Genomic DNA, 26,079 nt, shown 5'->3' with positions numbered 1-26,079 from the left:
AACACTAATAAGCGTTTACCTGAAAATAATATGGCAAATATTAGTGAGCTTATGCTGTTCAAGCGTTTAGAGTCTATTAAGAACAACGATGAGCAGTGCCGTGCTTTAGTGGATTTTGATGAATTTAACCTGTTACCACTTACGCATGAAGTCACTGCACAAGAACCTGAACTGGTTGAAAGAGAGATCAATTCATTTGAAGATATCTTTGAAGATGATGATTTTGGCTTACTCGGTGACTCTGATCAGAGTATTTTTAACATCAAGCATATTAAGGCAGATAAACGTGCTGAGACTGACTTTGTCGCTCGCCGTAAATCATGTAAGGATTTTGATAAATATAAAGACTTGTTTCCTATTGTTCAGCAACAGCTCAACAGTGGTCAACGTAAGATTATTGAGTTTAATGATAAAGGTGAAAACTTAGTAGTTGGTGAGTTTTATATCTTGAGTGGCGTATTGCTTTATCTAGAGGAAGTAGAGTTTAGTAGTGACGCAAAAACAGTAAACGGTAAACGGTTTAGAAAGGACGGAAGAACACGCTGTATATTTGAAAATGGCACAGAATCAAATATGCTTTACCGCTCTCTTGCTAAGGCCCTTTATGCTGACGGTAAAATAGTCTCTCCTGTTGGTGAGTATTTTGCTGATATCAAAAATATCAACGAGGATGATGAGTCGGCTGGCTTTATTTATATTTTAAGCAGTCAAAGCCAAGACTCTCGCATCCAAGCCATACCCAATCTATTTAAAATAGGCTATTCACGCACACCAGTTAAAAAGCGTATTGCAAATGCTGCCAATGAGCCTACTTATTTAATGGCTCCAGTCGAAGTTGTTGCCAGCTATGAGTGCTATAACATGAATACGCAAAAGTTTGAAAACTTAGTACATACCGTATTTAAAGATGTTTGTATCGATGTTGAAGTTGCAGATTTGCAAGGTAATATGTGCAAACCTAGAGAATGGTTCAGTGTGCCTTTAGAGCAGATAAACACAGCGATTGATTTGATAGTGAGCGGGCAGATTGTAAATTATAGGTATAACTCGACTACTAAGAAGATAGAGCTATGCTGAAGAAACCGTACAACTAACTTGATAAACTAAGCGTATAAATTTGAGTTTACTATACCAAGAAGATCAGAACCTACAGTGCAGAATTTAAAGTTAGAGCAAACTATTCTACACAGCATAATGAAGCAGCCATATAAGCTATAGTTTGTATGGCTGTTTTATTTGTTAAATTCAGTGAGATGTTTTTCGTAAAATTTACTTGAGAAAATATAGGTAAAAAACTATTTCTATCCCACGGCACAGTAAGATCTAAAGTTATAAAAAACCTGCCAAATGCACGTAAAGTAAGACTCTCAGGATATTATTGCAAATTATACTATCCCACGATCTATCCCATCGTGGGATTAGACTCAAATTGCAGACATAAAAAAACCTGCTCGAAAGCAGGTCTAGTATAGGTTTGAGAACTTTTATCACTATCCGAAAATGGTGGGGCTGGAGAGACTCGAACTCTCACACCTTGCGGCGCCAGAACCTAAATCTGGTGCGTCTACCAATTCCGCCACAGCCCCATTTTCGTTACTCTATCATTATTAGTGTTTAAACTCAAACACCATATAGAGATAGTTAACTGATTCGGTAGTGCGTCTCAGTGGTTGGCTATTATATAGAGTTTGAATATTTTGGCAACCCCTATTTGCATTTATTTTTAATTATTTAATATTTTTTTTGCTAATTTATTATAAATAATTGATATTACTATTGTTTTAAATAACAGTTTTTGTACTTTTATTCACTATTTCTCTGTTCCTTTGGCGTAGTGATCTCTAATTGCTGTAATTTACGGGTTAGTGTATTACGTCCCCAACCGAGCAAGTTGGCTGCAGCTATCTTTTTACCTCCGCTATGTTTGAGCGCAGCTGTCAGTAAAACACGTTCAAACTCAGGTGTGGCCGTTTGCAAAATATCTGTTTCTCCTGTCTGCAGCACCTGTTCGGCCCAAATAGCCAACGCCTGCTGCCAACTTGGAACAGCAGATATAGGCTGTTCTTGATTGATTTGGCTTTGGGAGCTCACGTTATCGCTATATGATTGTTGTTCTTGATATTGTTCTAGATTAGATGAAGCATTTTCGAGCAGTTCTGGTGGCAAGTCCTCAGGCATGACGGTGTCACCAGTTGCCATGACAGTCAACCATAGACAAACATTTTCCAATTGACGGACGTTACCGCGCCACTCAAAAGATTGCATAATCTGTACAGCCATCGGATGTAACTGCTTTAGTGCGGTGTCCATCTGCTCAGCAGCACGTTTCATAAAATAAGTCGCTAGCGCAGGAATATCTTCGCGTCGCGTGCGTAGCGGTGGCAGTGGTAGACGGATAACGTTGAGGCGATAAAACAAATCCTCACGGAATTTACCTTGTTTGACTAACTCTTCTAAGTTTTGATGAGTGGCAGCGATAATACGCACATTTACTTTGATTGGCTGTTGTCCACCCACGCGATAAAACTCGCCATTTGCTAATACGCGTAGCAATCTCGTTTGAGTGCTAAATGGCATATCACCGATTTCATCTAAAAACAATGTACCGCCATCAGCCTGCTCAAAGCGCCCTGGTCGTGTGGTCGTCGCACCAGTAAACGCTCCTTTTGCATGGCCAAATAGCTCAGATTCGATCAAGTCGTGTGGAATAGCAGCCATATTGAGAGCGATAAAAGGTTGTTGGTTACGCGGTGAATGTTGATGTAGCGCGCTGGCGACCAATTCTTTTCCGGTTCCTGATTCACCCGTAATTAAAACGGTAATAGGTGAGTGTGCCAATCTGCCGATCGCGCGGAACACCGTCTGCATAGCTTGTGATTGGCCTATGATACCGCTAGGGTTGTCATTAATGTTTTGGTTTGTACTGATAACAGGGTTGGTATTATTTTTGACTTTAGTTTTAGCTGCTTTGCTCTTTTTGGTGTCATTAGATGTGCTTGTTGGATGAGTCTGTCCAGTAGGTTCAACCTTTACATCAAATTCAGTATCGCTCTCAGCAGTATAATCAGTCGTTGCATTGGTGTTAGATGTATTAGCGTCGACTGCGTAAGTGGTCGCGGTCAGATTGGGCTGATAATTAATGGCTTTATAAATGGTTGCAACGGCATCATCCAAGTCAAACGGTTTGGGTAAGTATTCAAAGGCACCTGTTTGATAGCTATTAATAGCAGAGGTTAGGTCTGAGTGTGCGGTCATGATGACAATAGGCAGCTTAGGAAAGTGCTGATGCACCCAGTCACTAAAAGACAGCCCATCCATCATCGGCATACGAATATCAGTCAATATCACATCGGGCAGTTGCACCTGTGACTCATTTTCTTGCAATATATCGTTGAGACGTGCCCACGCAGCTTGTGCTTGGGTAAAGCTAATAACCGTCAGTCCTGCATCTTCAAACGTATCTGCCAACACCATTCTTAAGGCGGCATCATCATCGATAAGCCATAACGTTGCGGGGTCAAGTTCGGGGTTGTTATTGACCGTTACTTTTATTGTTTGATCATTTATCAGTTGATCGGTTGCCGTCTGATTATCGCTTTTAGGTTTATGCTTTTCACTATATTCAGTCATGTATTAGGCCTAATGAGCAATGAGTTGGTTCAGAGTTATGATGTGGTCATTTACGACTTGGTAGTATTAATTGGCTTTGTTAATCTCTTGGTTAATTAGGGCATGTCCTCAATTCAATCGATAGTTATCTAAATGGGTTAAAAATAGCTAAATCTTGCCAAACGGTGTCAAATAGCTGACTAATATCTCGATATTATCTGCGCTATTTTCCTTGTTTGACGGCAATTTATCTCATTTTCATCACCATTTTTAAAATGAGGACACGCCCTAGTAGCTGTATCAAGTAATAATAGCAAAGTTATTTGTGCTTCAGTAATTAATCAATGAAACGGCAGGTATAAGGTAAAACGTGTTTGTTGCTCACCTTGTACCTGTGTTGAGCTAACATCAATCATACCACGATGATGGCTAATAATATCTTGTACGATAGATAACCCTAATCCAGTGCCAGCAGCACGACTTGTCACCATAGGAAAAAATATCTGCCCGATCAATTCAGGGTCAATTCCTGAGCCGTTATCAGTAATGTTAACTTGCAGAACTTGTTTGTGCTGTTGCCCAACGATGGTGTGTTGAAAAGCAATACGTGTTTGAATGTGAAGTATTGGCTGATAATCTATTTGGTCATCACTGTTAGTATTGATCGAAGATAATACTTTGGTTTCGGATATTTTTTGTTGTTGCAAGGTTTGTTCAAACTCAGTCATGGATTCACAAGCATTGTTGATCAGGTTTAAAAACACTTGAATTAATTGATCTTTATCTGCACATAATTCAGGCAGTGATAAGTCATAATCTCGCTGTAGCGTTAATTGTGGATATTGGTTCATCACCAAAGACAATACATGCTCTAGCGGTTCATGAACATTAATCGTTTGCCAGTTTGGGAGTTGATTAGAGCCCAAAAACTGTCCAACAAGATGCGTTAGACGGTCAGTTTCTGAGATAATAATATCGGTATAACCACGTAGTTTGTCAGTGGTTTTTTGCAAGTTTTTATGATTCAGAGCAGTATTTGTATGGTTTGAGGCAGTTGACGCGCTACTATTAAGAATAGAGGTGTCACTGAACTTGATAAATTGTCGCTGCAATAATTGTGCAGCACCGCGAATACCTGCTAACGGGTTTTTTATTTCATGGGCAACTGACCGTAGCATATGACGAGCCACACCATATTGTTGTTGCTGACGTTGTTCTTCTGATATACGGCTTTGTCGATCTTTGCCCCACATTTCAATAATAAAATAGGTCTGCTGCTCGTATATGACAGGAGTGACACTATAGTCAACGGAAAATGACAAATAACCGTTCAGCTGTGTGTTTACAACATGGTCATGATCGATAAAGGGTTGCTGATACAGTTTTGCTTGCTCAAATCGTTCGGTTAAGGAGCAGTTTTGGGCATCGACATCATCATTATTAGGAATATTACTATCTTTTGGGTTTAACTCTTGGGGTGCTAATAACGTTAATATAGGTTGATTGAGCAGCCTTCCACTACTGATAGCCAGTAGTTGCTCGGCCTGAGCATTGAGCCACGTAATAGACAACTCTTCATTGACCCATAAAATAGCCGTAAATAAATGCTGAGATATAAATGCTAAATCAGGTGTGGATTTTGCGGTTGTGAAATTTCTTGCCATGAGTCAATGCCTAAAAAAAGATGTTCAAGATAATATTTAACCATAAATCAACACTATAGAGCGGCAAAACTAGCGATTTTTGCAAAAAAAACGTACAATGCGCACAGCCATTTTATCTCTAGCAAGGTCAGCCATGTCCAAAACTTCTACCAAGTCGCTTAACACGACTATTACTACCTCACAGCCAGCTTCTACTCCAACAAATTCTACATTAAAAGACACCGCAACTGTTTTTAATCCTGCTAAGCCAACAATAGCGCAAGACAGTCAGGTAGATACGAACCAGTCCAATCCAACCAAAGCCAGCCATCATAAAGCCAATCATAACCAAAATCGTAGCGTTGAGCAAAGTAGCCATGCTACTTCAGCCACGGCTGCTAATGTCACTGCTGCTATGCCTGTCAGCGCAGCACCAAAAGTTGGTTTTGTTTCGTTAGGTTGCCCAAAGGCGCTAGTGGATAGCGAGCGCATCATCACTGAGCTGAGCCGTGATGGTTATCAAGTAGCCAGTGATTATGAGGGCGCGGATTTGGTCGTGGTCAATACCTGCGGCTTTATTGAGTCGGCGGTACAAGAGTCGCTGGATGCAATCGGTGAGGCTATTAGCAAAAACGGTAAAGTCATCGTGACGGGCTGTTTGGGTAAAGAAGCGGATAAAATCCGTGAAATGCATCCCGCTGTGCTCGCAGTAACTGGCGCGCACGCATATGATGAAGTGATTACAGCGGTTTCGAAACATGTTCCAAAGCCGAATAGTAGTAAGGATGAAAACTACGATCCAAAAATAGATTTGATTAATGAGGCAGGTATCAAGCTGACGCCCAGCCATTATGCCTATCTAAAAATTTCTGAAGGCTGCAATCACCGTTGTACTTTCTGTATTATTCCAAGATTACGTGGTGATTTAGATTCGCGTCCGATTGACAATGTCATGAATGAGGCTTTGGCACTAAAAAATGCTGGCGTGAAAGAGTTGTTAATTATCTCACAAGACACTTCTGCATATGGCCTAGATCTGAAGTACAAAACCAGTTTCTGGAATGGCATGCCACTCAAGTCGAAATTTTATGACTTGTGCCAAGCATTGAATGGCTTAGGTATCTGGGTACGTCTACACTATGTTTACCCGTATCCGCATGTGGACAAAGTCGTGGAATTGATGGGCGAAAAGAAACTCCTGCCTTATTTAGATATTCCTTTTCAACATGCCAGTCATCGCATCCTAAAAGCGATGAAACGTCCTGCGCATAGCGAAAACACCTTGGCACGTATCAAAGCATGGCGTGATATTTGCCCAGATATCGTTATTCGCTCAACCTTCGTTGTTGGTTTCCCTGGTGAGACAGAAGAAGACTTTCAATGCTTGCTTGATTGGCTGGTCGAAGCACGTCTTGATCGCGTGGGTGCCTTTACCTATTCAGAAGTGGAAGGGGCTGTGGCCAATGACTTACCAGATCATGTGCCTGAAGACGTTAAAAAATCTCGTTATGAGCGTTTAATGGCGCTACAACAAGATATCTCAGCGCAAAAGTTACAAGAAAAAATCGGTAAAACTTTAATGGTATTGGTCGATGAGATTGATAGTGAAGAAGGTATTGCAATTTGCCGTAGCTATGCGGATGCACCTGAAATCGATGGTCATGTTTACGTTGATGATATCAATGCAGGGGTTAAAGTCGGTCAGTTCTTGACCGTCACTATTGACGAAGCTAGCGAATATGACTTGTTTGCGAGCTATAAAGGTTAAAAACCGAATACGATATGCCAGTGAAAATTGCCCCACAAAGGGCAGTTTTTGCTACAATTAACGCAATTTAGCCTTGTGACCCATTTGTCATCAAGTATGGCAGTGTGGTCAACACCAAGGCAAACTCTGTTTGTATTTTACCGATAACTTTAATTATAATTTAATGATAACAAGGTGATCTCATGTCTGACAAAAACCCGCGTTACTCTCGTATTTTGCTAAAACTCTCTGGCGAAGCTTTGGCTGGTGGCAAAGACATGGGTATCGATACCGAAGTGCTCGATAAAATGAGTTTGTCTATTGCCCATTTGCGTGGTCTTGGTGTTCAAGTTGGTATCGTGGTCGGCGGCGGTAACTTATATCGCGGTGCCCAACTACAAAAAGAAGGGTTGGTTGGCCGTGTCACTGGCGATCAAATGGGTATGCTGGCAACGGTCATGAATGGTTTGGCAATGCGTGATGCATTAGAGCGCCGTAATATTAAAACGCGTTTGATGTCAGCACTACCTATCGGCGAGGTGACAGAAAGTTATAGCAGCCGTAATGCGATTCGTTATCTAAAAAACGGTGATGTTTGTATTTTCGTTGCGGGTACGGGCAATCCTTTCTTCACCACGGATACAGCAGCGTGCTTACGTGGTATCGAAATCGAAGCGGGTTTGATTTTAAAAGCGACCAAAGTCGATGGTGTTTATGACAAAGACCCAAGCCTACATACGGATGCCAAAAAATACGACGGTTTAACCTTTGACGAAGTGTTAGAGCAAAAACTTGGTGTTATGGATTTAACTGCTATTGCCTTGTGCCGTGAGCATAACGTGCCACTACAAGTTTTTGATATGACTAAGCCTAATGCCTTATTAAATGTCATTATGGGTGAAAATGAAGGTACACGTGTTTATCATTAACCTGATGTAAAGCCTATAGTCGCTCAATGTTAAAAATGGTGCGAGGCAGACAAACGCAAGTACTACAGTAGTAGGCTAAGCGAGTCTAACGCCGTAACACTTTAAGAGTGGTTCGACTATATACTCGCCAGCCCGAGTGATAGCACGACTAGACAACGTATATTTACTAAGTATATTTACTAACAATGAACGATTTATCGATAGCGATAAATAAGGATACATAATGATTAAAGAGATTAAGCAAGACGGCGAAGCTCGCATGCAAAAGACATTGGAAGCGCTTGAGAGTACTTTCAGTAAAGTTCGTACTGGCCGTGCCCACCCAGGCATGTTGTCAGGTGTGATGGTCAGCTACTACGGTTCTGATACAGCTCTCAACCAAGTAGCAAGTGTGAACGTAGAAGACTCACGTACACTGCTGGTTCAGCCGTTTGACCGTACTATGGTACAAGCGATTGATAAGGCCATTCGCGAAGCAGATTTGGGTCTAAACCCAATGACCGCTGATGTGATTCGTGTGCCGATGCCAGCATTGACAGAAGAAACGCGCCGCGACATGCAAAAGCTTGCGCGTGGAGAGGCAGAAAATAGCCGTGTTTCTATTCGCAATATTCGCCGTGATATGATGAATGATATTAAAGATTTAGCAAAAGAAAAAGAAATATCAGAAGATGAAGAACGTCGTGCTAGTGATGATATCCAAAAAATTACTGACAAATATATCGAAACCATTGATAAAAGCTTAACTAAAAAAGAAAGCGATTTGATGGACGTTTAAATACTGGTTTCTCTGTCATTTATGGCATAGAGTGATTCAGTTGTTTCTCCATAATAAGCAGCCAATTTGCCAATGCTATTGGCTGTTTATCATTGTGTAAGTATTAATTGTGCAAGTATGAAAAGCCTGATGGCTGAATTATGAGAAATTTGTGAATTGTTCCTCTGACGCTTTTTAATCATCATCGCACACGTTATTATCCTCTTACTTTAATAATAAGCCAGTTCGCCTATGTCCACGTCAGCCGCTTCGGCTTCTATTCCGACACTTCTCCCTCGCCACATCGCTATCATTATGGATGGCAATAATCGCTATGGTAAAGCCCATGATTTGGGAAAAGGCCAAGGGCATGTCGCTGGTAAAGATGCACTAGACCCCATCGTCGAGTATTGTGTGGATGTGGGTATCGAGGTATTGACCGTCTTTGCCTTCTCTAGTGAGAATTGGCAACGTCCACCCAGTGAGGTGGCACTGTTAATGCAATTGTTGGCCTCGACTATTCATGAGCAGATACCACGCATGCATGAATATCGTATTCGCCTGCGTTTTATCGGTGACCGTAGTCAGCTGAGTGCTGACTTACAAGCGTTGATGGCCGATGCTGAAGCAAAAACGGCAGGTTTTGATGCAATGACTTTGGTTATCGCTATCAGTTATGGTGGTCAATGGGATATTGCTAATGCTGCAAAACAGCTAGCGCAGCAGGTAGAATTAGGTCAGTTGCGTGCTGAAGATATCAATAAAGAAATGCTTAATGAGTACGTACAGTTGGCAGATGAGCCAGCAGTAGATATGCTAGTACGTACAGGCGGTGAGTATCGAATCTCTAATTTTTTGTTATGGCAGTCAGCCTATGCAGAGCTCTTTTTTACTCAAACATTATGGCCGAATTTCAGTGCAGACGAGCTGGCAACGATGGTAACAGAGTTTGCCCAGCGTCAACGCCGCTTTGGCAAAACCAGTGAACAGCTGGTCATAGAGCAAGACAGTCATTAGGACAGGGGTTAAACAACCCTAGTAATTATTGAGAAAATTTCTTATTTAAAGCGTTCATTTAGTATGTGTGCAAAAGTATCTTGTAAAGCCGCTGCCCTATACGTGGTCAATGCCGCTTGTTTATGGAATAATAAACCGCTTAAGAGGTGTTGATTGCTATTAGTGGGCTATTGTAGATTAGCTGCTATAATGCACCTTTTGATCATGCGTTATTCATTATTATAAGGCTCAATAAGTATGTGGCAACGAATTAAGACGGCAATAGTTCTCGTTATTATCGTTGGTATTGCAATGTTTGCGAGCCAAAGCCCTGTTTTATTTGCACCGCTGTTAGCGATTGGCGTTATTATCGCAGCTCATGAATGGACTAAGCTGATGCCTAAATGGCGTCAACCAGTTGTATTTGTGTTGCTAGTCCTTGTACTGACCTTAGTATCACTCATGCTTAAAGTGACTTGGCTATTTTGGTGGGTGGCATCGCTCGCTATATGGTTGATGGCGTTATCTTGGGTCAGAGTATTTCCAACTCATACCAATTGGTACGGTAAAAAACTGGCTTTGATGGGCGCTGTGATATTAACGGCAGCGATTACGGCTATGTTTTATCTGTGGCAGTTGTCGGCATGGTGGCTGCTTTATGTTTTCTTATTGGTTTGGTGTGCGGACAGTGGTGCTTACTTTGTAGGACGCAAGCTTGGTCGCCGTAAGATGGCACCGAACGTTTCACCCAACAAGAGCATGGAAGGGTTGGCTGGTGGGTTGATTACAGGCTTGATCGTCGTTGTTGCGATTAGTGTCTTTCAGTTAAAGCTAACAGGTATACCGCTAATTGCCTTTGTGGCGTTATCAGCGCTAACAATCTTGTCTTCAGTACTCGGTGATTTGTTTGAGTCGATGCTCAAACGCCGTGCTGATGTCAAAGATTCAGGCACAATTCTCCCAGGCCATGGTGGTATACTTGATCGTATCGACTCGCTATTGTCTGCCACGCCGATATTTGCGCTTGGTTTTTGGGCGATACAACACTTTGGTTTGATTGTCGTATAAGGTAGCAAGATTATATTGGGGGCTGTTGAACATTCATATATGGTACTGACCCCCGCACTCGAACAAAACAGCGCTTACTTTGTGAATAGGCAAAGCGTCTCTTTGCTTGATCCGTTCTCAAGGCTGATGCTAAAACCATCCCAAACCTTGTTGCAACCCTAGCTCTAGATAAGGTCTCGATATTACCATCGGCTTGCGCCTAGTTTGGTGCACTTTTAGCAATCAGCAGCCCTAATATTTAAATATTCAACAGACGCTAGGGCGTGTCCTCAATTCAATCGATAGCCATCTAAATAGGTTAAAAATGGCTAAATCTTGCCAAACGGCGTCAAATAGCTGACTAATATCTCGATATTATCTGCGCTGTTTTCCTTGTTTGACGACAATTTATCTCATTTTTATCACCATTTTTAAAATGAGGACACACCCTAGTTACTTCTTTTATTTTCACCGTATTATTCATAGGCATTAATGGTTATGACGCAACGCATCACCGTACTAGGCGCGACAGGTTCGATAGGCGATAGCACGTTAGCAATCTTGGCGGCGCAACCACAGCATTACTCGGTTTACGCTTTATCAGGCTATCATCGTTTAGACAAGCTATTGACGCTTTGCCAGCAGTTTTTGCCCAAGCGTGTCAGTGTGCCAAGCGCTGCTATCGATGATTTTGCACAGCGTCTTAGTGCCGCGGGTCTTGATATCGATGTCGTGGGCGGTGAAAAAGGGCTAATAGATATTGCAACCGATTCGCAAGCTGACACGGTGGTCGCGGCTATCGTGGGTGCCGCTGGATTACCTTCTACTTTAGCTGCCGCTCGTGCAGGTAAACGTATTTTACTGGCCAATAAAGAAGCCCTCGTAATGGCAGGGCAAGTAATGATGAATGCGGTAAAAATTCACAATGCCACTTTATTGCCTCTCGATTCAGAACACAATGCTATTTTTCAGTGCCTACCACTCGCCATTCAGCAAGACAATATGCAAATTCATCAGTCTAGTCATGGCGTGCGTAAGTTATGGCTGACGGCCTCTGGTGGGCCATTTTTAGGACAATCTTTTGCTCAAATGCAACAAGCAAGTGTCGCTGAAGCGGTTAAGCATCCTAATTGGTCGATGGGTCAAAAAATCTCTGTCGACTCTGCAACAATGATGAATAAAGGTTTGGAGCTAATTGAGGCTTGTCACTTGTTTGATTTGCCTGAAAATAAAATAAATGTGGTCATTCATCCACAAAGCATCATTCACTCAATGGTAGAATATAGCGATGGTAGCTACTTAGCGCAGTTGGGCAGCCCAGACATGAAGACACCCATCGCTCATGCACTCAGTTATCCTGATCGGATTGATAGTGGTTCGCAGCCGTTAGATTTATATGCGCTTAGTGGGTTGGAGTTTGTTCAGCCTGATTTGCAAAAATTTGCGTGTTTGCGTTTGGCCAGACAGGCAATGAAAGCGGGTACACAGGCGACTATCGTGCTAAATGCTGCCAATGAAATTGCCGTGGCTGCGTTTTTGGAGGGAAAGATTCGTTTGACTGATATTGCTGATATTAATGAACAATCCTTGTATGATATACAGCTGCCACCATTGAATGATACAGCTGATATAGATGACATTCTAGCGATTGATAAGATAGCACGCCATTTGACAGACAAGCTTGTGGCAAAGTTAGTGTAATTGTTGATTTTTAATACTGAATCGAAGATGTTTAGATAAAACGCTGGAAACCAATCATGACCTTTTTATTAACCCTCCTTGCAGCAATATTTGTCTTAGGTCCGCTCATTGCTTTACATGAGTGGGGTCACTATATCGTAGCACGGCTTTGCGGCGTAAAAGTGCTGACTTATTCTATTGGCTTTGGACCTAAACTCTTTGGTTGGACGAGTAAAAAAAGCGGTATTGACTATCGTATCTCGGCACTGCCACTCGGTGGTTACGTCAAGATGCTTGATGAGCGTGAAGGTGAAGTTGCCAAAGACGAGCAGCATCTAGCTTTTAATAACCAGCATCCATTGAAAAAAATTGCGATTGCGGCGGCTGGTCCTATCATGAACTTTGTTATTGCAATTGCCCTGTTTTGGGTATTGTTTATGACACCATCAGAACAGCTGGCAACTAAGATTGGACAAGTACTACCAGATACACCAGCTGCCATGGCACAGCTGCCTGTTGGTGATAAGATTGTGGCGATTGATGGTCATGAAGTACAGACATGGGAAGGTATTAATTACCGTCTGGCTGGACGTATGGGTGAGACAGATGATGTGAGTGTCACGATGCAATCAGACGTTCAGACTGATAATACCATCAAAACATATCAAGCGCCCGTGCAGCAATTTATGCAAGGTGCTGCACAAGGAAAAGACGCGTTAACAAGTTTTGGTATGCTACCATGGCAACCAGATATTGCGCCGATAGTGGGTGATTTGAGCGCTGATGGTGCCGCCAGCCTTCAGGGTATGCAGGTGGGCGACCGTATTACGGCTATCAATAATACTGAAATTAAAGACTGGGTTAGTATGACACGCATCGTGCGTGATAATCCTGAAACGCTACTTAATTTTACGGTATTGCGTGATGGAAAGCCTGTGCAGCTTAAGATTATGCCACAAGGTAAAAAAGACAATTTAGGTAATGATTACGGACAAATAGGCGCTATGGTGAAGCAGTCTGAGATTGTTATTCCTGATGCCTATAAAACCACGGTGGTCTATGGTCCTGGTGAATCACTGGTCAAGTCGTTTGAAAAAACCGAACAGTTAGCCGTCATGACGGTAAGTTCTATGGGGAAAATGCTGTCAGGTATGATTGGTTTGGATAATTTATCAGGGCCGATTACCATTGCAAAAGTCGCTAAGCAAAGCTTTGATATCAGTTGGCAGATGGTATTGTCTACGACAGCATTGATTAGCTTAAGCTTAGCAGTTTTAAACCTTTTGCCTATTCCTGTATTAGATGGCGGTCATATTGTCTATCACTTTATTGAGCTGGTTCGTGGTAAGCCGCTGTCAGAAGGGGTGCAAATGGTAGGATTAAATATTGGTTTACTCTTGCTGGCAGGTTTCATGGTGTTAGCAATTGGTAATGATATTAGTCGGCTATTTTGATTGAATGATAGCTAATATAAGTGATAAGGCATTATATACTAATGGTTTTACGGCTATTATGGCTTGGTTTTTGATCTAATAGGTGCCAATGATTTGTACTGTATCCTCTGTACTAATCGTAATTTTTAGTTTATTTTGTGATGCATTTTATATAAAGTATTCTGAGTCTCCCACGTATGAGTGCGAAACTTCATATGCGATGGGCTGGACAATATGTGCTTTTTAACTTAACTTAAGCAAGTTTTTTATTGACGGATAGTGTTTATGCGTACGCCTTTATTTATGAGCGCGGCAGGGTTGCCGTTAGTTGTAACAATGATGAGTATGCCGGTACAGGCTGCAGAATTTGTAGTGACTGACATCGGTTTCAATGGTTTACAACGTCTAACCCCCGATAGCCTCTATCCGGTTCTACCGATTACGGTAGGAGATACGGTTAGTGATAGTAGCTTGGCTGCTAGTATTAAGGCGCTATATGCGACTGAGAATTTTGCTGACATTCAAAGCCGTGTCGAAGGCGGTCAGTTGCGATTTGACGTTGTAGAACGCCCGACCATTGCTGAGGTGACCTTTGAAGGCAATAAGCTTATTCCAAAAGAAGGGCTTGAGCAAGGTTTAGAAAATGCTGGTTTATCTGCTGGTGATGTGCTCAAACAATCGACACTACAAGGCGTAGCCAACGAGCTACAGCAGCAATATATAAGTCAAGGCTACTATAATAGTAATATCGAAGTAGATCAGACCGTACTTGATGGCAATCGTGTCAAGCTAGATGTGCGCTTTATTGAGGGTGATCCTGCTAAAGTTGTTGATATTAATGTCATTGGTAATGAGCACTTCAGTGATGAAGAAATCAAAGACGTGTTTGCGGTAAAAGAATCTTCTTGGACTCGTCTACTATCTAAGTCTGATCGTTATGCACAAGAAAAATTGGCGGCCAGTTTGGAGAATTTAAAAGCACTCTATCAAAATGATGGTTATGTACGTTTTGCAGTAGATAATGCAGTGCTGAATATCAGTGAAGATAAAAGCAGTGTATTTATTGAGGTAAGCCTGAGCGAAGGTGAGCAATATCAATTTGGTGACGTCAACTTTTTGGGCAAGCCGACATTTGATAACAGTGAATTGAAAGAGCTGGTCACTTTTGCCCCTAATGAAAAGTACTCGCAAGCCAAACTAGATGCGACGACCGCAGCGCTTAAGAGTCGTTATGGTAACGAAGGCTATTATTTTGCAGAGGTTAGACCTGTACCACGTATCGATGATGACACTAAAATGGTAGAGGTTGATTATTTTATCGATCCTGCACGACCTATCTATGTGCGTCGTATTAACTTTACGGGTAATATCAAAACTGAAGACGAAGTGCTTCGTCGTGAAATGCGTCAACTAGAAGGATCGCTTGCTTCTAACGACAAAATTCAGCTGTCGCGTACACGCTTGATGCGTACAGGATTCTTTAAAGGTGTGACCGTCGATGTCAAACCTGTCCCTAACCAACCAGATCAAGTTGATGTCAACTATGTGGTTGAAGAGCAGCCTTCTGGTAGCTCAACCATCGCTGCAGGTTATTCACAAAGTGGTGGTGTGACATTCCAGCTAGATTTGACTCAAAATAACTTTATGGGTACTGGTAACCGTGTCCAAGCTGCGCTATCACGTTCAGAGACCTATGATTCTTATAGCTTAGGTTATACTGATCCATACTTTACAGAAAACGGTGTTTCTCAAGGTCTTAGTGCTTATTATCGTAAGACCAAATATGATGATGACAACGTTAGCAACTATGTAACTGACTCCATTGGTTCCACTCTTAATTATAGCTACCCAATCGATGAAACCAAACGTCTTAGCGCGGGTTTAAATATTGATAATACAACCGTGCGTGGTGGTAAGTACCTTGGGATATCTAATGTTCAGGAACTGTTGGATGATGGTGGTACGCAAACAAACTACGATGATGGTGGCGACTCCAGTTTTAAAAATGACTACACAACTTACAACTTACTATTTGGTTGGGATTACAGCACGTTAGATCGTCCAGTATTTCCAACTAAAGGTATGAGCCATGCAATTGATGCCACTATCGGGGTTGGTGATGCCAGTTACCAAAAGTTAACCTATAGTGGTAATGTCTATTATCCTTTGTATAAAGATTTTATCGCACGTGGCTATACCAAGCTTGGTTACGGTAACGACTTGCCATTTTATGAAAACTTTTATGCAGGTGGCTACGGTTCAGTACGTGGCTATGAGTCGTCAACCTTGGGTCCTCGATCAGAAAATTATTACTATGCTGAAAACGACATAGTGACTAGTGGCGAGGAAGTCGGTGGTAATGCCTTGGCTACATTTGGTGCCGAGCTGATTTTACCAATGCCATTTAAAGGCGATTGGGTAGATCAAGTGCGTCCAGTATTATTTGCTGAGGGTGGACAGGTCTTTGATACCACAGGAAAAGAAGATGAAACCTTTGAAGATACAGGTGTGTCTTTAATCACTCAAGACAATAGCTTACGCTATAGTGCGGGCGCGGGTGTCACTTGGTATACACCTATTGGACCAATTTCACTGAGCTATGCCGTACCTATCGGTGATAAAGAAGGTGATGAGACTGAAGCTGTTCAGTTCCAAATTGGTAGTACATTCTAACTTTGGATAAGAGCACGAGATCATACAAGTAAAGATATAATTGCTATTTTTGTGATCGCAACATCCGTCAGATATTAGAGGGTTGCCAAGATGATTATTCAACTTGGCAGTTTCTTTATCCATAATAACGTTAATAGCCACTATGATAACGATAAAGCAGATTATTACTCGGATTGAGCAGCATCAACCAGTTACTAACAAATCTGAAATTAATGTTGAACAATTAAGTCAAGAGCTCGATGGGGTGGGGAGTCTGACCACTGCTAATCCTCAGCAATTGAGTTTTTTGTCAGGAGCACGTTACGCTTCTAGTCTTGTGAGTACTCAAGCAGGAGTAGTATTAATCACAGCAGACTATCGTGATCAAGCTCCAGATTCTGCTGTAGCGTTGGTGGTCGCAAGTCCTTATTTGGCCTATGCGAGTGCTAGTCAGCTATTTGGTCATCAATCACTGTCACATAACATTCATCCTAGTGCTGTGATTGCTGATAGTGCGATTATTGATGAGCAGGTTAGTATTGGCCCTTTTTGTATGATTGGTGAGCATGTGAAAATCGGTAAGCATAGCTCATTGTCTGCTCATGTGATTGTCGAGGATAATGCGACTGTAGGCACTGACTGTGTTATCAAAGCAAATGTCGTTATTGGGCATGACTGTATCATCGGTAGTCACGTTAGATTGCATGCAGGTGCGAGTGTTGGATCAGAAGGCTTTGGCTTCGCACCTACTAGTGATCCTAGCACCACAGGCTGGGAGCGTATTGCTCAGTTAGGGCGTGTGGTGGTTGGCGATCATGTGAGAATCGGTAGCCAGACCTGTATTGACCGTGGTGCCATTAATGATACGGTTATTGGTAATCATGTTATTATTGATAACTTGGTACAGGTAGCTCATAACGTACGTATCGGTGATGGTACGGCCATCGCGGCCCAAACAGCCATCGCTGGTAGTACCAGTATAGGTAAACGCTGTATTATTGGCGGCGCTGTCGGTATCACAGGTCATATTGAGATTACAGATGATGTGACGTTATCTGGGATGACTATGGTCACCAAATCTATTAAAGCAGCTGGTTCATATTCTTCTGGAACGGCTGCAATGCCAACGGCTAATTGGCGACGTGCTGCTGTACGCTTTCGTCAGCTTGGTCGTGATTAGTGAAATGACAACAATATAACTTATAAATATTAAACACATAGCAAGGAAGTGCCATTATGAGCCGCCCAGATATAGATATTTTAAATGATGATAATGTTAAAAGCTTAGATGAACAAGGTCTTAAGTTGCCACTAACGTATCATACGCTTAAGCACTATTTGCCACATCGTTATCCTTTTTTGTTGGTAGATAAAGTTATTGACTGTATACCTGGAGAATGCATTACTGGTGTTAAGAACGTAACGGTTAACGAAGAGTTTTTTAATGGTCATTTTCCTGATGAGCCGATTATGCCAGGAGTATTAATGGTAGAGTCCATGGCCCAAGTTTCAGGTGTTCTCGGATTCATTAGTGCTGGTTTGACCGCAGAAGATGGTTATCTATATCTATTTGCAGGTGTCGACAAAGTTCGTTTTAAGCGCCGAGTTATTCCTGGTGATCAGCTCATTATCCGTGCTAAAACAGTGATGCAAAAGCGTGGTATTTATAAATTTGATTGTACCGTACATGTCGAAGACGAATTAGCTGCCAGTGCTCAAATAATGATTGCCCGTCAAGAGCAATAGTATTAGTTAATGATCACCGTGTTTATAACTAGCACCGTTAGCTACTGCTTTTAAAGCACTATGTTGAAGTGTGCAATCAGTATGACCATCAATTACTATATATATTATTAGCACCGTTTTTGGTTTGTTGAACAAGGTCAAATCGACTATTTTTTCACTATTTATTCGCACTAGATGATACAAAGGCCCACATTATGAGTCAGATCCATCCAACAGCACTCATCTCACCGTCCGCTCAGATCGATGAGACCGCTACTATTGGTCCGTACTGTATTGTCGGTGATGAGGTGTCGATTGGCGCACATACCGTTTTGCATCGGCATGTCGTCGTCACTAAGTTGACTCGTATCGGGCAACACAATCAAGTTTATCAATTTGCAAGCATTGGCGAGGATCCACAGGATCTAAAGTATGCGGGCGAACGCACGTGGTTAGAAATTGGTGATCATAATACTATCCGCGAGGCCTGTAGCTTACACCGTGGTACAGCACAGGATGGCGAGCTGACCAAAATTGGTAGTCATAATCTATTGATGGTGAATACCCATGTCGCGCATGATTGTGTGATTGGCGATCATAATGTATTGGCTAATAATGTCGGAGTAGCAGGACACGTTACTATTGGCGATCATATCATCATCGGCGGAAACTCAGGTCTTCATCAGTTCTGTACTGTAGATGACTATAGTTTGATTGGTGGTGCGAGTCTTATTTTAAAAGATGTGGCTGCTTTTACGATGGTATCTGGTAACCCAGCCAAAGCTCACGGTCTTAATGTCGAAGGAATGCGCCGCAAGGGCTGGTCGAAAGAGACTATTGATGTGCTGCGCCAAGCGTATCGTGTTATTTTTAGATCAGGTTTGACGACCGTACAAGCACTTGAAGTATTAAACAACGACTTGCTGATAAAAGAGCCAAAAATCCAATTACTTATTGACTCATTACAAAAAAGCCGTCGCGGCGTAGTGCGTTAAACATACGCACAAAATGAGTATCAGTCAAATTTTTTTGATTAGATAAACTCTTGTTAGCTCTAGAGAAAATCAACGAAAGCCATAACTAATAGTTATGGCTTTTTATATTTGTGACTACTTGACTTTTTTGGTCGCTTAGCAGAAACTGAGCGTTTATGATAATGTAAACAATTCTTTCTTAATGTTGCTAAGTATCTCATAGCGAGCCGCTTGCTAAATAGCTTAATATTATAACTGGCTTTTATGGTGATCAAGGAAGATTGTCAGCGACATTATTTGAAGTATGAGGATGGAAAAATGGCTATCAACAAACAAGAACATGCACAGTGGAGCTCGGGCTTTGGCTTCATATTAGCAGCAGTAGGATCGGCAGTTGGTTTAGGAAACATATGGAAGTTTCCATATATGGTCGGTGAGAGTGGTGGTTCAGCTTTTGTTATTGCTTATTTATTTTGTATTGCGCTGGTAGGTTTTCCGATTTTAGTGGCTGAGTGGCTGATAGGTCGCCGTGGTCAAAAAAACCCAGTCAATACTTTTGCTGATGTTGCAGCAAGTGAAGGTAGGTCGCGCAGTTGGAAGATTATTGGTGCTTCAGGTGTTTTAGGTGGTTTTTTAATCCTATCGTTCTATAGTGTCATCGGTGGTTGGGCACTCAACTACGTGACGAAAATTGCTACAGGTAGCTTTGTTGGTCAAGATAGTGATTCAGTCGCCGCCACTTTTGATACTATGTTAGCTTCAGCTGGTGCATTAACAGTATGGCACACTGTATTTATGGCTGTTACTGCTATTATCGTCGGTATTGGCGTGACTAGTGGTATTGAAAGAGCTGCCAAGATTTTGATGCCATTATTGGGTGTGATTCTATTTGTGATCGTTGGCTATAACGTCATGAATGGTGGTTTTGGTGATGCAGTGGCTTACTTATTTACCCCTGATCTTAGCAAGCTGACCGAAGACGTTATGATTGCCGCACTGGGACATGCTTTCTTTACCTTATCTATTGGTATGGGCATTATGGTGGCTTATGGTTCATATTTGGGCCGTGAAGTAAATTTACTTAAGACAGCTCGTACTGTTGTTATTTTGGATACCGTCATTGCATTGGCTGCGGGTCTAGCAATCTTCCCAATTATCTTTAGCAATGGTTTAGATCCTGCATCAGGTCCTGGTCTTATTTTTGTCAGCTTGCCTATCGCGTTTGGTAGCATGGGTGCAGGTACTATCATTGGCACACTATTTTTCTTACTGATTACCTTTGCGGCTATCACCTCTGCAATCTCATTGCTTGAGCCAACCGTTGAGTTTTTAGAAGAACGTACCTCAATGAGTCGTACCGTATCGACTATCGTTGCAAGTATCGTAATCTGGTTGCTAGGTATTGCAGCACTGCTATCGTTCAATCTGTGGTCTGACTTTACTATTATGGGCAATAATATCTTTGATGCTTTAGATAAATTAACCAGTAAGTTTCTCTTGCCTCTCACAGGTCTTGCAGCAATTGTATTTCTTGCGTGGAGAATGGATCAGCGTAGTATTAGAGAAGAGCTTGGATTGTCTAGAGGTGCGTTTCAGATCTGGCAATTCATAGTCAAAGTTGTGGCACCACTTGCAGTCATTATTGTATTTGTGAGTGCACTGAAGTAGTAAGACTTATCACAAAAAAAGGGCTTAAGATTATTCTTAAGCCCTTTTTTATTTTAACTGATACAGATAAACGATGGTAAATACTAAACAGAATTAACGTAAGTTTAATTCGGGAACCGTTTGACCACGTTTGGTATAAAACTCGATGACAAACTCATCAAACTTGTCTTGTTCAATCGCATCTCTAATACTTTGCATCAAACGTTGGTAATAGCGTAAATTATGAATAGTAGCTAGTTGAGCACCTAGCATCTCTTTGCATTTATTAAGGTGATACAGATAAGCACGGCTAAAGTTTTGACAGGTGTAGCAATCGCATTCAGGGTCTAATGGGCCTTCATCGTTGCGATACTGGCTATTGCGGATACGTACCACACCAGCATTGTCTGTGTCGCCTGTGACGAAGTAATGACCGTTACGCGCGTTACGAGTTGGCATGACACAGTCAAACATGTCGACACCGCGGCGAACGGCTTCTACGATGTCTTCAGGCTTACCAACACCCATCAAATAGCGTGGCTTGTCAGCGGGCATAGCATCTGGGATATAATCTAAGACATTCATCATCTCGTCTTTTGGCTCACCAACAGACAAGCCACCAATAGCATAACCATCAAAACCAATATTGAGCAGACCTTCTAACGACTTTTGGCGTAAATCAGCATACATACTGCCTTGGATGATACCAAACAGAGCATTGGTGCTGCCTAAGCGTTTGTGTTCATCCACACAGCGTTGTCCCCAACGTAATGACAGCTCTAATGATTTTTGCGCTTCGTCATGAGTCGCTGGGTATGGCGTGCACTCATCAAACTGCATGACGATGTCTGAGTTCAAGCTATATTGAATCTGCATAGATTTTTCTGGTGATAGAAAAATCTTCGCACCATCGATGGGAGATTTAAAGTTAACCCCTTCTTCAGTAATTTTACGCATGGCACCAAGGCTAAATACTTGAAAGCCACCTGAATCAGTGAGGATAGGCTTGTCCCAATGCATGAATTTATGTAGGCCACCGAATTTGTCGATAACCTCGGTACCAGGACGTAGCCATAGATGGAACGTATTGCCTAATACAATATCAGCACCGATGGCTTCGATATCACGTGGCAACATGCCTTTGACCGTGCCATAAGTACCGACTGGCATAAAGGCAGGCGTCTGTACGTCGCCATGATTGAGATGAACTGTACCACGGCGTGCACGTGTTTCGCCGCTGGCCGTTTTGTGTAAGACAAATTGCATATGATAATCGCTATTTAAGCTATGAAAATGGCGCTAATTATAACATTGTTGGTGGATTTTTTGGACATGGATATTTATGTGTCATTGATATATCTGTTGTTTCAGCCCTATAAGTTCAACAAGTTTCATACTTGATATGATGAGGGTATAACCAAAAGACACAGACAGTATTATGGGGTAGTTGGTAAAGTATATAAAAAACAATGATATAAAAAATATCATTAGACTCGGTGTTTTGGACATTGGAGAACTAATATGACTAAAAAAGCTTACCTACTATTAAGTGGTTTATTATTAACATCAGGAGCAGCTATGGCTACCGAAGAGCCGGACTATACCGTATTAATGCAAGAGGATGACTTTGAATTACGTCGTTACGATGAGCAGCTTGTGGCCCAGACTTGGGTGACAGGTGACCAAAGTGCGGCTAGTCGCGAAGGATTTAAAACATTAGCAGATTATATCTTTGGTAATAACACAGCGCCAAGTGGTGAGAGTAGCAAGATTAGTATGACAGCACCGGTCACCATGCAGTCGCAAGCGAATAGTAATAATGATGCGTCACAAAAAATTGCGATGACAGCACCAGTGAGTATGCAACAGAGTGATGGAAAATGGCGCGTACAGTTCACCATGCCAAGCCAATACACTATGCAAACGTTACCAAAACCTAATAATCCAAATGTTAAGATTATCGAAGTGCCGGCACAGACTTATGGCGTCATTAAGTTTTCTTGGTGGGCAGGAGAAGATAAAGTCGCAGAAAAAACGGAAGCGCTACGGACTTGGATGCAAGATCAAAACTTAGTGATAACAGGTGAGCCTGAGCTGGCCCGTTATAATCCGCCATGGACACTGCCGTTTATGCGCCGTAATGAAGTGATGATAGCTTATCAGCCAAAATAATACCAATTGTTCAGATTTTGAAAAGTTGATGGTCATAAAAAAAGACAGCGGTTGCTGTCTTTTTTCTTGATGTTTAAGAACATTGTTTAGATATTTAGCTTAAGCATTTTGCTCACGGATGATATTCAGCATACGACGTAATGGCTCAGCAGCACCCCATAATAATTGGTCACCCACGGTAAACGCACCTAGATATTCAGGACCCATATTCAGCTTACGCAAGCGACCTAACGCGACTGTCAACGTGCCAGTGACGGCGACTGGCGTTAAACGATCCATGGTGGCTTCTTTGTCATCTTCGACTAAATCTAACCATTCGTTGCCGCTGTTCTTAAGCGCCGCTTCGATTTCTTCTAATGGAATGTCTTTTTTGAGTTTGATTGTTAGCCCTTGTGCATGACAGCGCATCGCACCAACGCGGACACACATACCGTCGATAGCAATCTTATCGGCTTCAGAATTACCAAGAATTTTATTGGTTTCAACACCACCTTTCCATTCTTCTTTTGACTGTTTGTTCTCTAGTTGAACATCAATATAGGGGATTAAGCTACCAGCCAATGGTACACCAAAATACTGAGTAGGGAAGTCCTCTGAGCGCTGTGTTTGGGCGATTTTTTTATCGATTTCAAGGATGGCACTAGCAGGATCAGCCAGCTCGTCTTTGACCGCTTCATGTAGTATGCCCATACCGCTAATTAGCTCGCGCATATTGTTTGCACCTGAGCCACTAGCTGCTTGATACGTCATGGCGCTGACCCATTCGACCCAACCTTTGTTAAACAATTCACCGATAGCCATCAGCATCAATGATACGGTACAGTTACCACCGATAAAGTCTTTTTTACCACTGGCTAAAGCACTATCAATCACGCTGCGATTGACGGGATCAAGGATGATAATACTGTCGTCTTTCATTCGCAACGTACTGGCTGCGTCAATCCAGTAGCCATTCCAACCGCTATCACGTAATGGTTGATGTACCTTTGATGTATAGTCACCACCTTGGCAGGTAATCACCACATCACAAGCTGCTAAGGCAGTAATATCATGAGCATCTTTTAATTGGCTGGTTTCAATACCATCAAAACTTGGCGCATCACCGCCTGCATTGCTAGTTGAAAAAAATACGGGCGTAATACCGTTAAAGTCATTTTCTTGTTGCATACGTTGTATCAATACTGACCCAACCATACCACGCCAGCCTACCAAACCTACTGTTAAATCACTCATGAAGTCCAATCCTATTGACAATTATTTGTTGCATAGCTAACCAGTAACAATGCCGTGAATAGCCATAAAAAGCAAGGCGTTTTAGCGACTTTTAGCCATTTTTTATACACAATTCACTATACATATTATAACTTTAAGTTATTAGGGTATATTTAACAGTCATAAATGATTTAATATATTTGTTAATGAGATAGTCCAAATTAGGTATAACAGATGGCATCAAAGGGCTGTATAACATAGTGCGTTGCTAAGTTGCTGTATTAAGCTATAATCTAATGAAAATTTAAACGTAGCTATCTTTAGTCCCCATTTCACTAGACGGTTAATACATATTATGGAACTCTCACTATTATATTACAGCGTACAGTGGCTAGCTGGGTTTATCGCCTTGGTGACGATATGGGGCTGGATTCCCCTTGATAATTGGTGGGTGCGCTGTGTTGAGTTTCCACGCATTCAGATAATGGTGCTTGGTGTCATTGCTTGGATGGGTATGTTGGTCTTTTGGTCCGAGTGGCAGCTAGGTCAGTGGCTATTATTTATGGTATTAAGTATGGCCTTAGCATTTCAGCTGCGAATGATATTACCCTATACCAGATTATGGAAAAAGGAAGTCCAACAAGCAAAAGAGACGCCAGTAGGAGAGGCGCATCAGTTAAAAATCATGATTTCAAATGTTTTGACACCTAACGATCAAACACAAAAACTGGTTAATTTGGTACAGCGAAAAGAACCAGATGTTTTGGTCATACTAGAAAGTGATGAAAAGTGGGAAACAGCCTTACATCAAATAGAGCCTGATTACCCTTATACGGTAAAAGTTCCATTGGATAATTTGTATGGTATGCATCTATATTCTAAGCTCGAACTGATTGATCCTGTTGTCAAATATCTGATGATTGATGACATACCTTCTATTCACTCACAGCTGCGCCTGCAAAATGGTCGCGTGATTTGGTTGTATTGCTTGCATCCTATGCCGCCAAGCCCGACTGAAGCGGACAAATCAACCACTCGTGATGCAGAGCTCTTAATGGTTGGCAAGCACATCAAAGAAAATAATCAAACGGCGATATTGGCAGGGGATCTCAATGATGTAGCATGGTCAAAGACGACGCGTCGTTTTCAACGTATCTCGGGGCTACTTGACCCACGTATTGGTCGACATTTTATCAACACCTTCCATGCTGACTATCCCTTTTTACGTTGGGCATTAGATCACATTTTTCATAGTGCTTGCTTTACCGTCGTAGATATTCAGCGACTACCTTCTATTGGCTCAGATCATTTTCCTGTGATGACAACACTACAGTACGAACCAGAAAAAACCAGTCAACAAGCGCAAAATACACCGACTGCCGAAGCAGAAGATATTAAAGAAACAGAAAGTAAAATAGAAGAAGGGAAAAAAGAAGGAGAAAAAGTTTCAAAGGAGCATGCAGAAAAGCAGCCAAATTTAGGCTAATAGGCTGTCAGAATTTTGAGTCATAATGTTTTAAGAGCTTCTTTAAAAACGTAAGCATATGCTTACGTTAATTAAGGTCTTTAACCTCTAGCCGTAACAAGTCAACTGTCTTACAATACAGCCATCAACACAAGGATATGTAAGGATACAGTGTTGAGAAAGTATCAATAAAAAGAGCAGGTTACCTGTTATTTTGCAAGATGCTTTTTATGACTTAGGATGAGTCAACATGGAAGAGATAATAACAACAACATGAAGCGTTAGAGCCTCGAACCAATCGCCCTAGGTTCGGGGCTTTTCTTTGTGAGGGCGTTACCATAGCTTATGATTGTTGTCGTACATAAATAAAAAAGGGTATCTGTATAAACAG

General features: G+C 41.8%; 19 protein-coding genes and 1 tRNA gene. 15 read left to right on the top strand and 5 right to left on the bottom strand.

All coding sequences use genetic code 11. The features are described from left to right. A partial coding sequence (locus ACT3RN_RS07220; protein ID WP_444518529.1) for a GIY-YIG nuclease family protein occupies positions 1 to 1,077 on the top strand: 1,077 nt, incomplete at its 5' end. 424 nt (positions 1,078 to 1,501) lie between these two features. Here the strand turns inward: ACT3RN_RS07220 and ACT3RN_RS07215 are convergent. From ACT3RN_RS07215 to ACT3RN_RS07205, 3 genes are all read right to left on the bottom strand, one after another. Next, positions 1,502 to 1,586 (bottom strand) — tRNA-Leu (locus ACT3RN_RS07215). A gap of 217 nt (positions 1,587 to 1,803) precedes the next feature. Next, positions 1,804 to 3,630, bottom strand: a complete 1,827-nt coding sequence (locus ACT3RN_RS07210; RefSeq protein WP_192519373.1) for a sigma 54-interacting transcriptional regulator — start codon at positions 3,628 to 3,630, stop codon at positions 1,804 to 1,806. 320 nt (positions 3,631 to 3,950) lie between these two features. Next, positions 3,951 to 5,273, bottom strand: coding sequence for a two-component system sensor histidine kinase NtrB (locus tag ACT3RN_RS07205; protein WP_192519372.1), 1,323 nt, complete (start codon positions 5,271 to 5,273; stop codon positions 3,951 to 3,953). 133 nt (positions 5,274 to 5,406) lie between these two features. Here ACT3RN_RS07205 and rimO point away from each other — a divergent pair, with 133 nt between their 5' ends. The 12 genes from rimO (at position 5,407) to ACT3RN_RS07145 (ending at position 20,860) form a co-directional block, all read left to right on the top strand. Next, positions 5,407 to 7,020: a 30S ribosomal protein S12 methylthiotransferase RimO gene (gene rimO / locus ACT3RN_RS07200; RefSeq protein ID WP_442440022.1), complete on the top strand. Its 1,614-nt coding sequence runs from the start codon at positions 5,407 to 5,409 to the stop codon at positions 7,018 to 7,020. 182 nt (positions 7,021 to 7,202) lie between these two features. Next, positions 7,203 to 7,928, top strand: coding sequence for a UMP kinase (gene pyrH, locus ACT3RN_RS07195; RefSeq protein ID WP_192519370.1), 726 nt, complete (start codon positions 7,203 to 7,205; stop codon positions 7,926 to 7,928). A gap of 223 nt (positions 7,929 to 8,151) precedes the next feature. Next, positions 8,152 to 8,706 carry a ribosome recycling factor gene (frr, locus tag ACT3RN_RS07190; RefSeq protein ID WP_192991909.1) on the top strand — a complete coding sequence of 185 codons (555 nt, stop codon included), beginning with the start codon at positions 8,152 to 8,154 and terminating at the stop codon, positions 8,704 to 8,706. Positions 8,707 to 8,937: 231 nt separating this feature from the next. Further along, positions 8,938 to 9,702 carry a polyprenyl diphosphate synthase gene (uppS, locus tag ACT3RN_RS07185; protein WP_192991908.1) on the top strand — a complete coding sequence of 255 codons (765 nt, stop codon included), beginning with the start codon at positions 8,938 to 8,940 and terminating at the stop codon, positions 9,700 to 9,702. 237 nt (positions 9,703 to 9,939) lie between these two features. After that, positions 9,940 to 10,749 carry a phosphatidate cytidylyltransferase gene (locus ACT3RN_RS07180; RefSeq protein ID WP_442440021.1) on the top strand — a complete coding sequence of 270 codons (810 nt, stop codon included), beginning with the start codon at positions 9,940 to 9,942 and terminating at the stop codon, positions 10,747 to 10,749. 471 nt (positions 10,750 to 11,220) lie between these two features. After that, positions 11,221 to 12,429: a 1-deoxy-D-xylulose-5-phosphate reductoisomerase gene (ispC, locus tag ACT3RN_RS07175; protein WP_442440020.1), complete on the top strand. Its 1,209-nt coding sequence runs from the start codon at positions 11,221 to 11,223 to the stop codon at positions 12,427 to 12,429. A 56-nt stretch (positions 12,430 to 12,485) separates the two neighbouring features. After that, entirely contained in the window at positions 12,486 to 13,862 is a 1,377-nt protein-coding gene (rseP, locus tag ACT3RN_RS07170) for an RIP metalloprotease RseP (RefSeq protein WP_442440019.1), read from the top strand. Between the two features lie 264 nt (positions 13,863 to 14,126). Continuing rightward, the gene (bamA, locus tag ACT3RN_RS07165) at positions 14,127 to 16,514 is read left to right on the top strand and encodes an outer membrane protein assembly factor BamA (RefSeq protein WP_442061946.1); all 2,388 of its coding nucleotides are present in this window, start codon (positions 14,127 to 14,129) and stop codon (positions 16,512 to 16,514) included. 142 nt (positions 16,515 to 16,656) lie between these two features. Further along, positions 16,657 to 17,673: a UDP-3-O-(3-hydroxymyristoyl)glucosamine N-acyltransferase gene (gene lpxD / locus ACT3RN_RS07160; RefSeq protein ID WP_192519363.1), complete on the top strand. Its 1,017-nt coding sequence runs from the start codon at positions 16,657 to 16,659 to the stop codon at positions 17,671 to 17,673. Between the two features lie 56 nt (positions 17,674 to 17,729). Then, entirely contained in the window at positions 17,730 to 18,239 is a 510-nt protein-coding gene (fabZ, locus tag ACT3RN_RS07155) for a 3-hydroxyacyl-ACP dehydratase FabZ (RefSeq protein ID WP_192519362.1), read from the top strand. 194 nt (positions 18,240 to 18,433) lie between these two features. Then, positions 18,434 to 19,213: an acyl-ACP--UDP-N-acetylglucosamine O-acyltransferase gene (gene lpxA / locus ACT3RN_RS07150; protein WP_192519361.1), complete on the top strand. Its 780-nt coding sequence runs from the start codon at positions 18,434 to 18,436 to the stop codon at positions 19,211 to 19,213. A 297-nt stretch (positions 19,214 to 19,510) separates the two neighbouring features. Further along, complete coding sequence (locus ACT3RN_RS07145) at positions 19,511 to 20,860, top strand: sodium-dependent transporter (RefSeq protein ID WP_192519360.1); 1,350 nt, start codon at positions 19,511 to 19,513, stop codon at positions 20,858 to 20,860. A gap of 93 nt (positions 20,861 to 20,953) precedes the next feature. On the opposite strand, the gene tgt is transcribed toward ACT3RN_RS07145, so the two are convergent. Continuing rightward, positions 20,954 to 22,105: a tRNA guanosine(34) transglycosylase Tgt gene (tgt, locus tag ACT3RN_RS07140; protein ID WP_192519359.1), complete on the bottom strand. Its 1,152-nt coding sequence runs from the start codon at positions 22,103 to 22,105 to the stop codon at positions 20,954 to 20,956. A gap of 255 nt (positions 22,106 to 22,360) precedes the next feature. Between tgt and ACT3RN_RS07135 the strand changes: the two genes are divergently transcribed. Further along, entirely contained in the window at positions 22,361 to 23,011 is a 651-nt protein-coding gene (locus tag ACT3RN_RS07135; protein ID WP_192519358.1) for an SOUL family heme-binding protein, read from the top strand. Positions 23,012 to 23,110: 99 nt separating this feature from the next. On the opposite strand, the gene asd is transcribed toward ACT3RN_RS07135, so the two are convergent. After that, positions 23,111 to 24,244 (bottom strand): aspartate-semialdehyde dehydrogenase, encoded by a 1,134-nt coding sequence (gene asd, locus ACT3RN_RS07130; RefSeq protein WP_192519357.1) that lies wholly within the window; start codon positions 24,242 to 24,244, stop codon positions 23,111 to 23,113. 334 nt (positions 24,245 to 24,578) lie between these two features. On the opposite strand from asd, the gene ACT3RN_RS07125 reads away from it, so the two are divergent. Continuing rightward, positions 24,579 to 25,709, top strand: a complete 1,131-nt coding sequence (locus ACT3RN_RS07125) for an endonuclease/exonuclease/phosphatase family protein (RefSeq protein WP_442440018.1) — start codon at positions 24,579 to 24,581, stop codon at positions 25,707 to 25,709. Positions 25,710 to 26,079: the final 370 nt, after the last annotated feature.

It is taken from the genome of Psychrobacter sp. AOP5-GZ1-6 (genome assembly GCF_052376345.1).
In the GTDB taxonomy this organism is placed as follows: domain Bacteria; phylum Pseudomonadota; class Gammaproteobacteria; order Pseudomonadales; family Moraxellaceae; genus Psychrobacter.
Note: the sequence above shows the minus strand (reverse complement) of the source record. Positions and strands in the feature narration are given on the sequence as shown.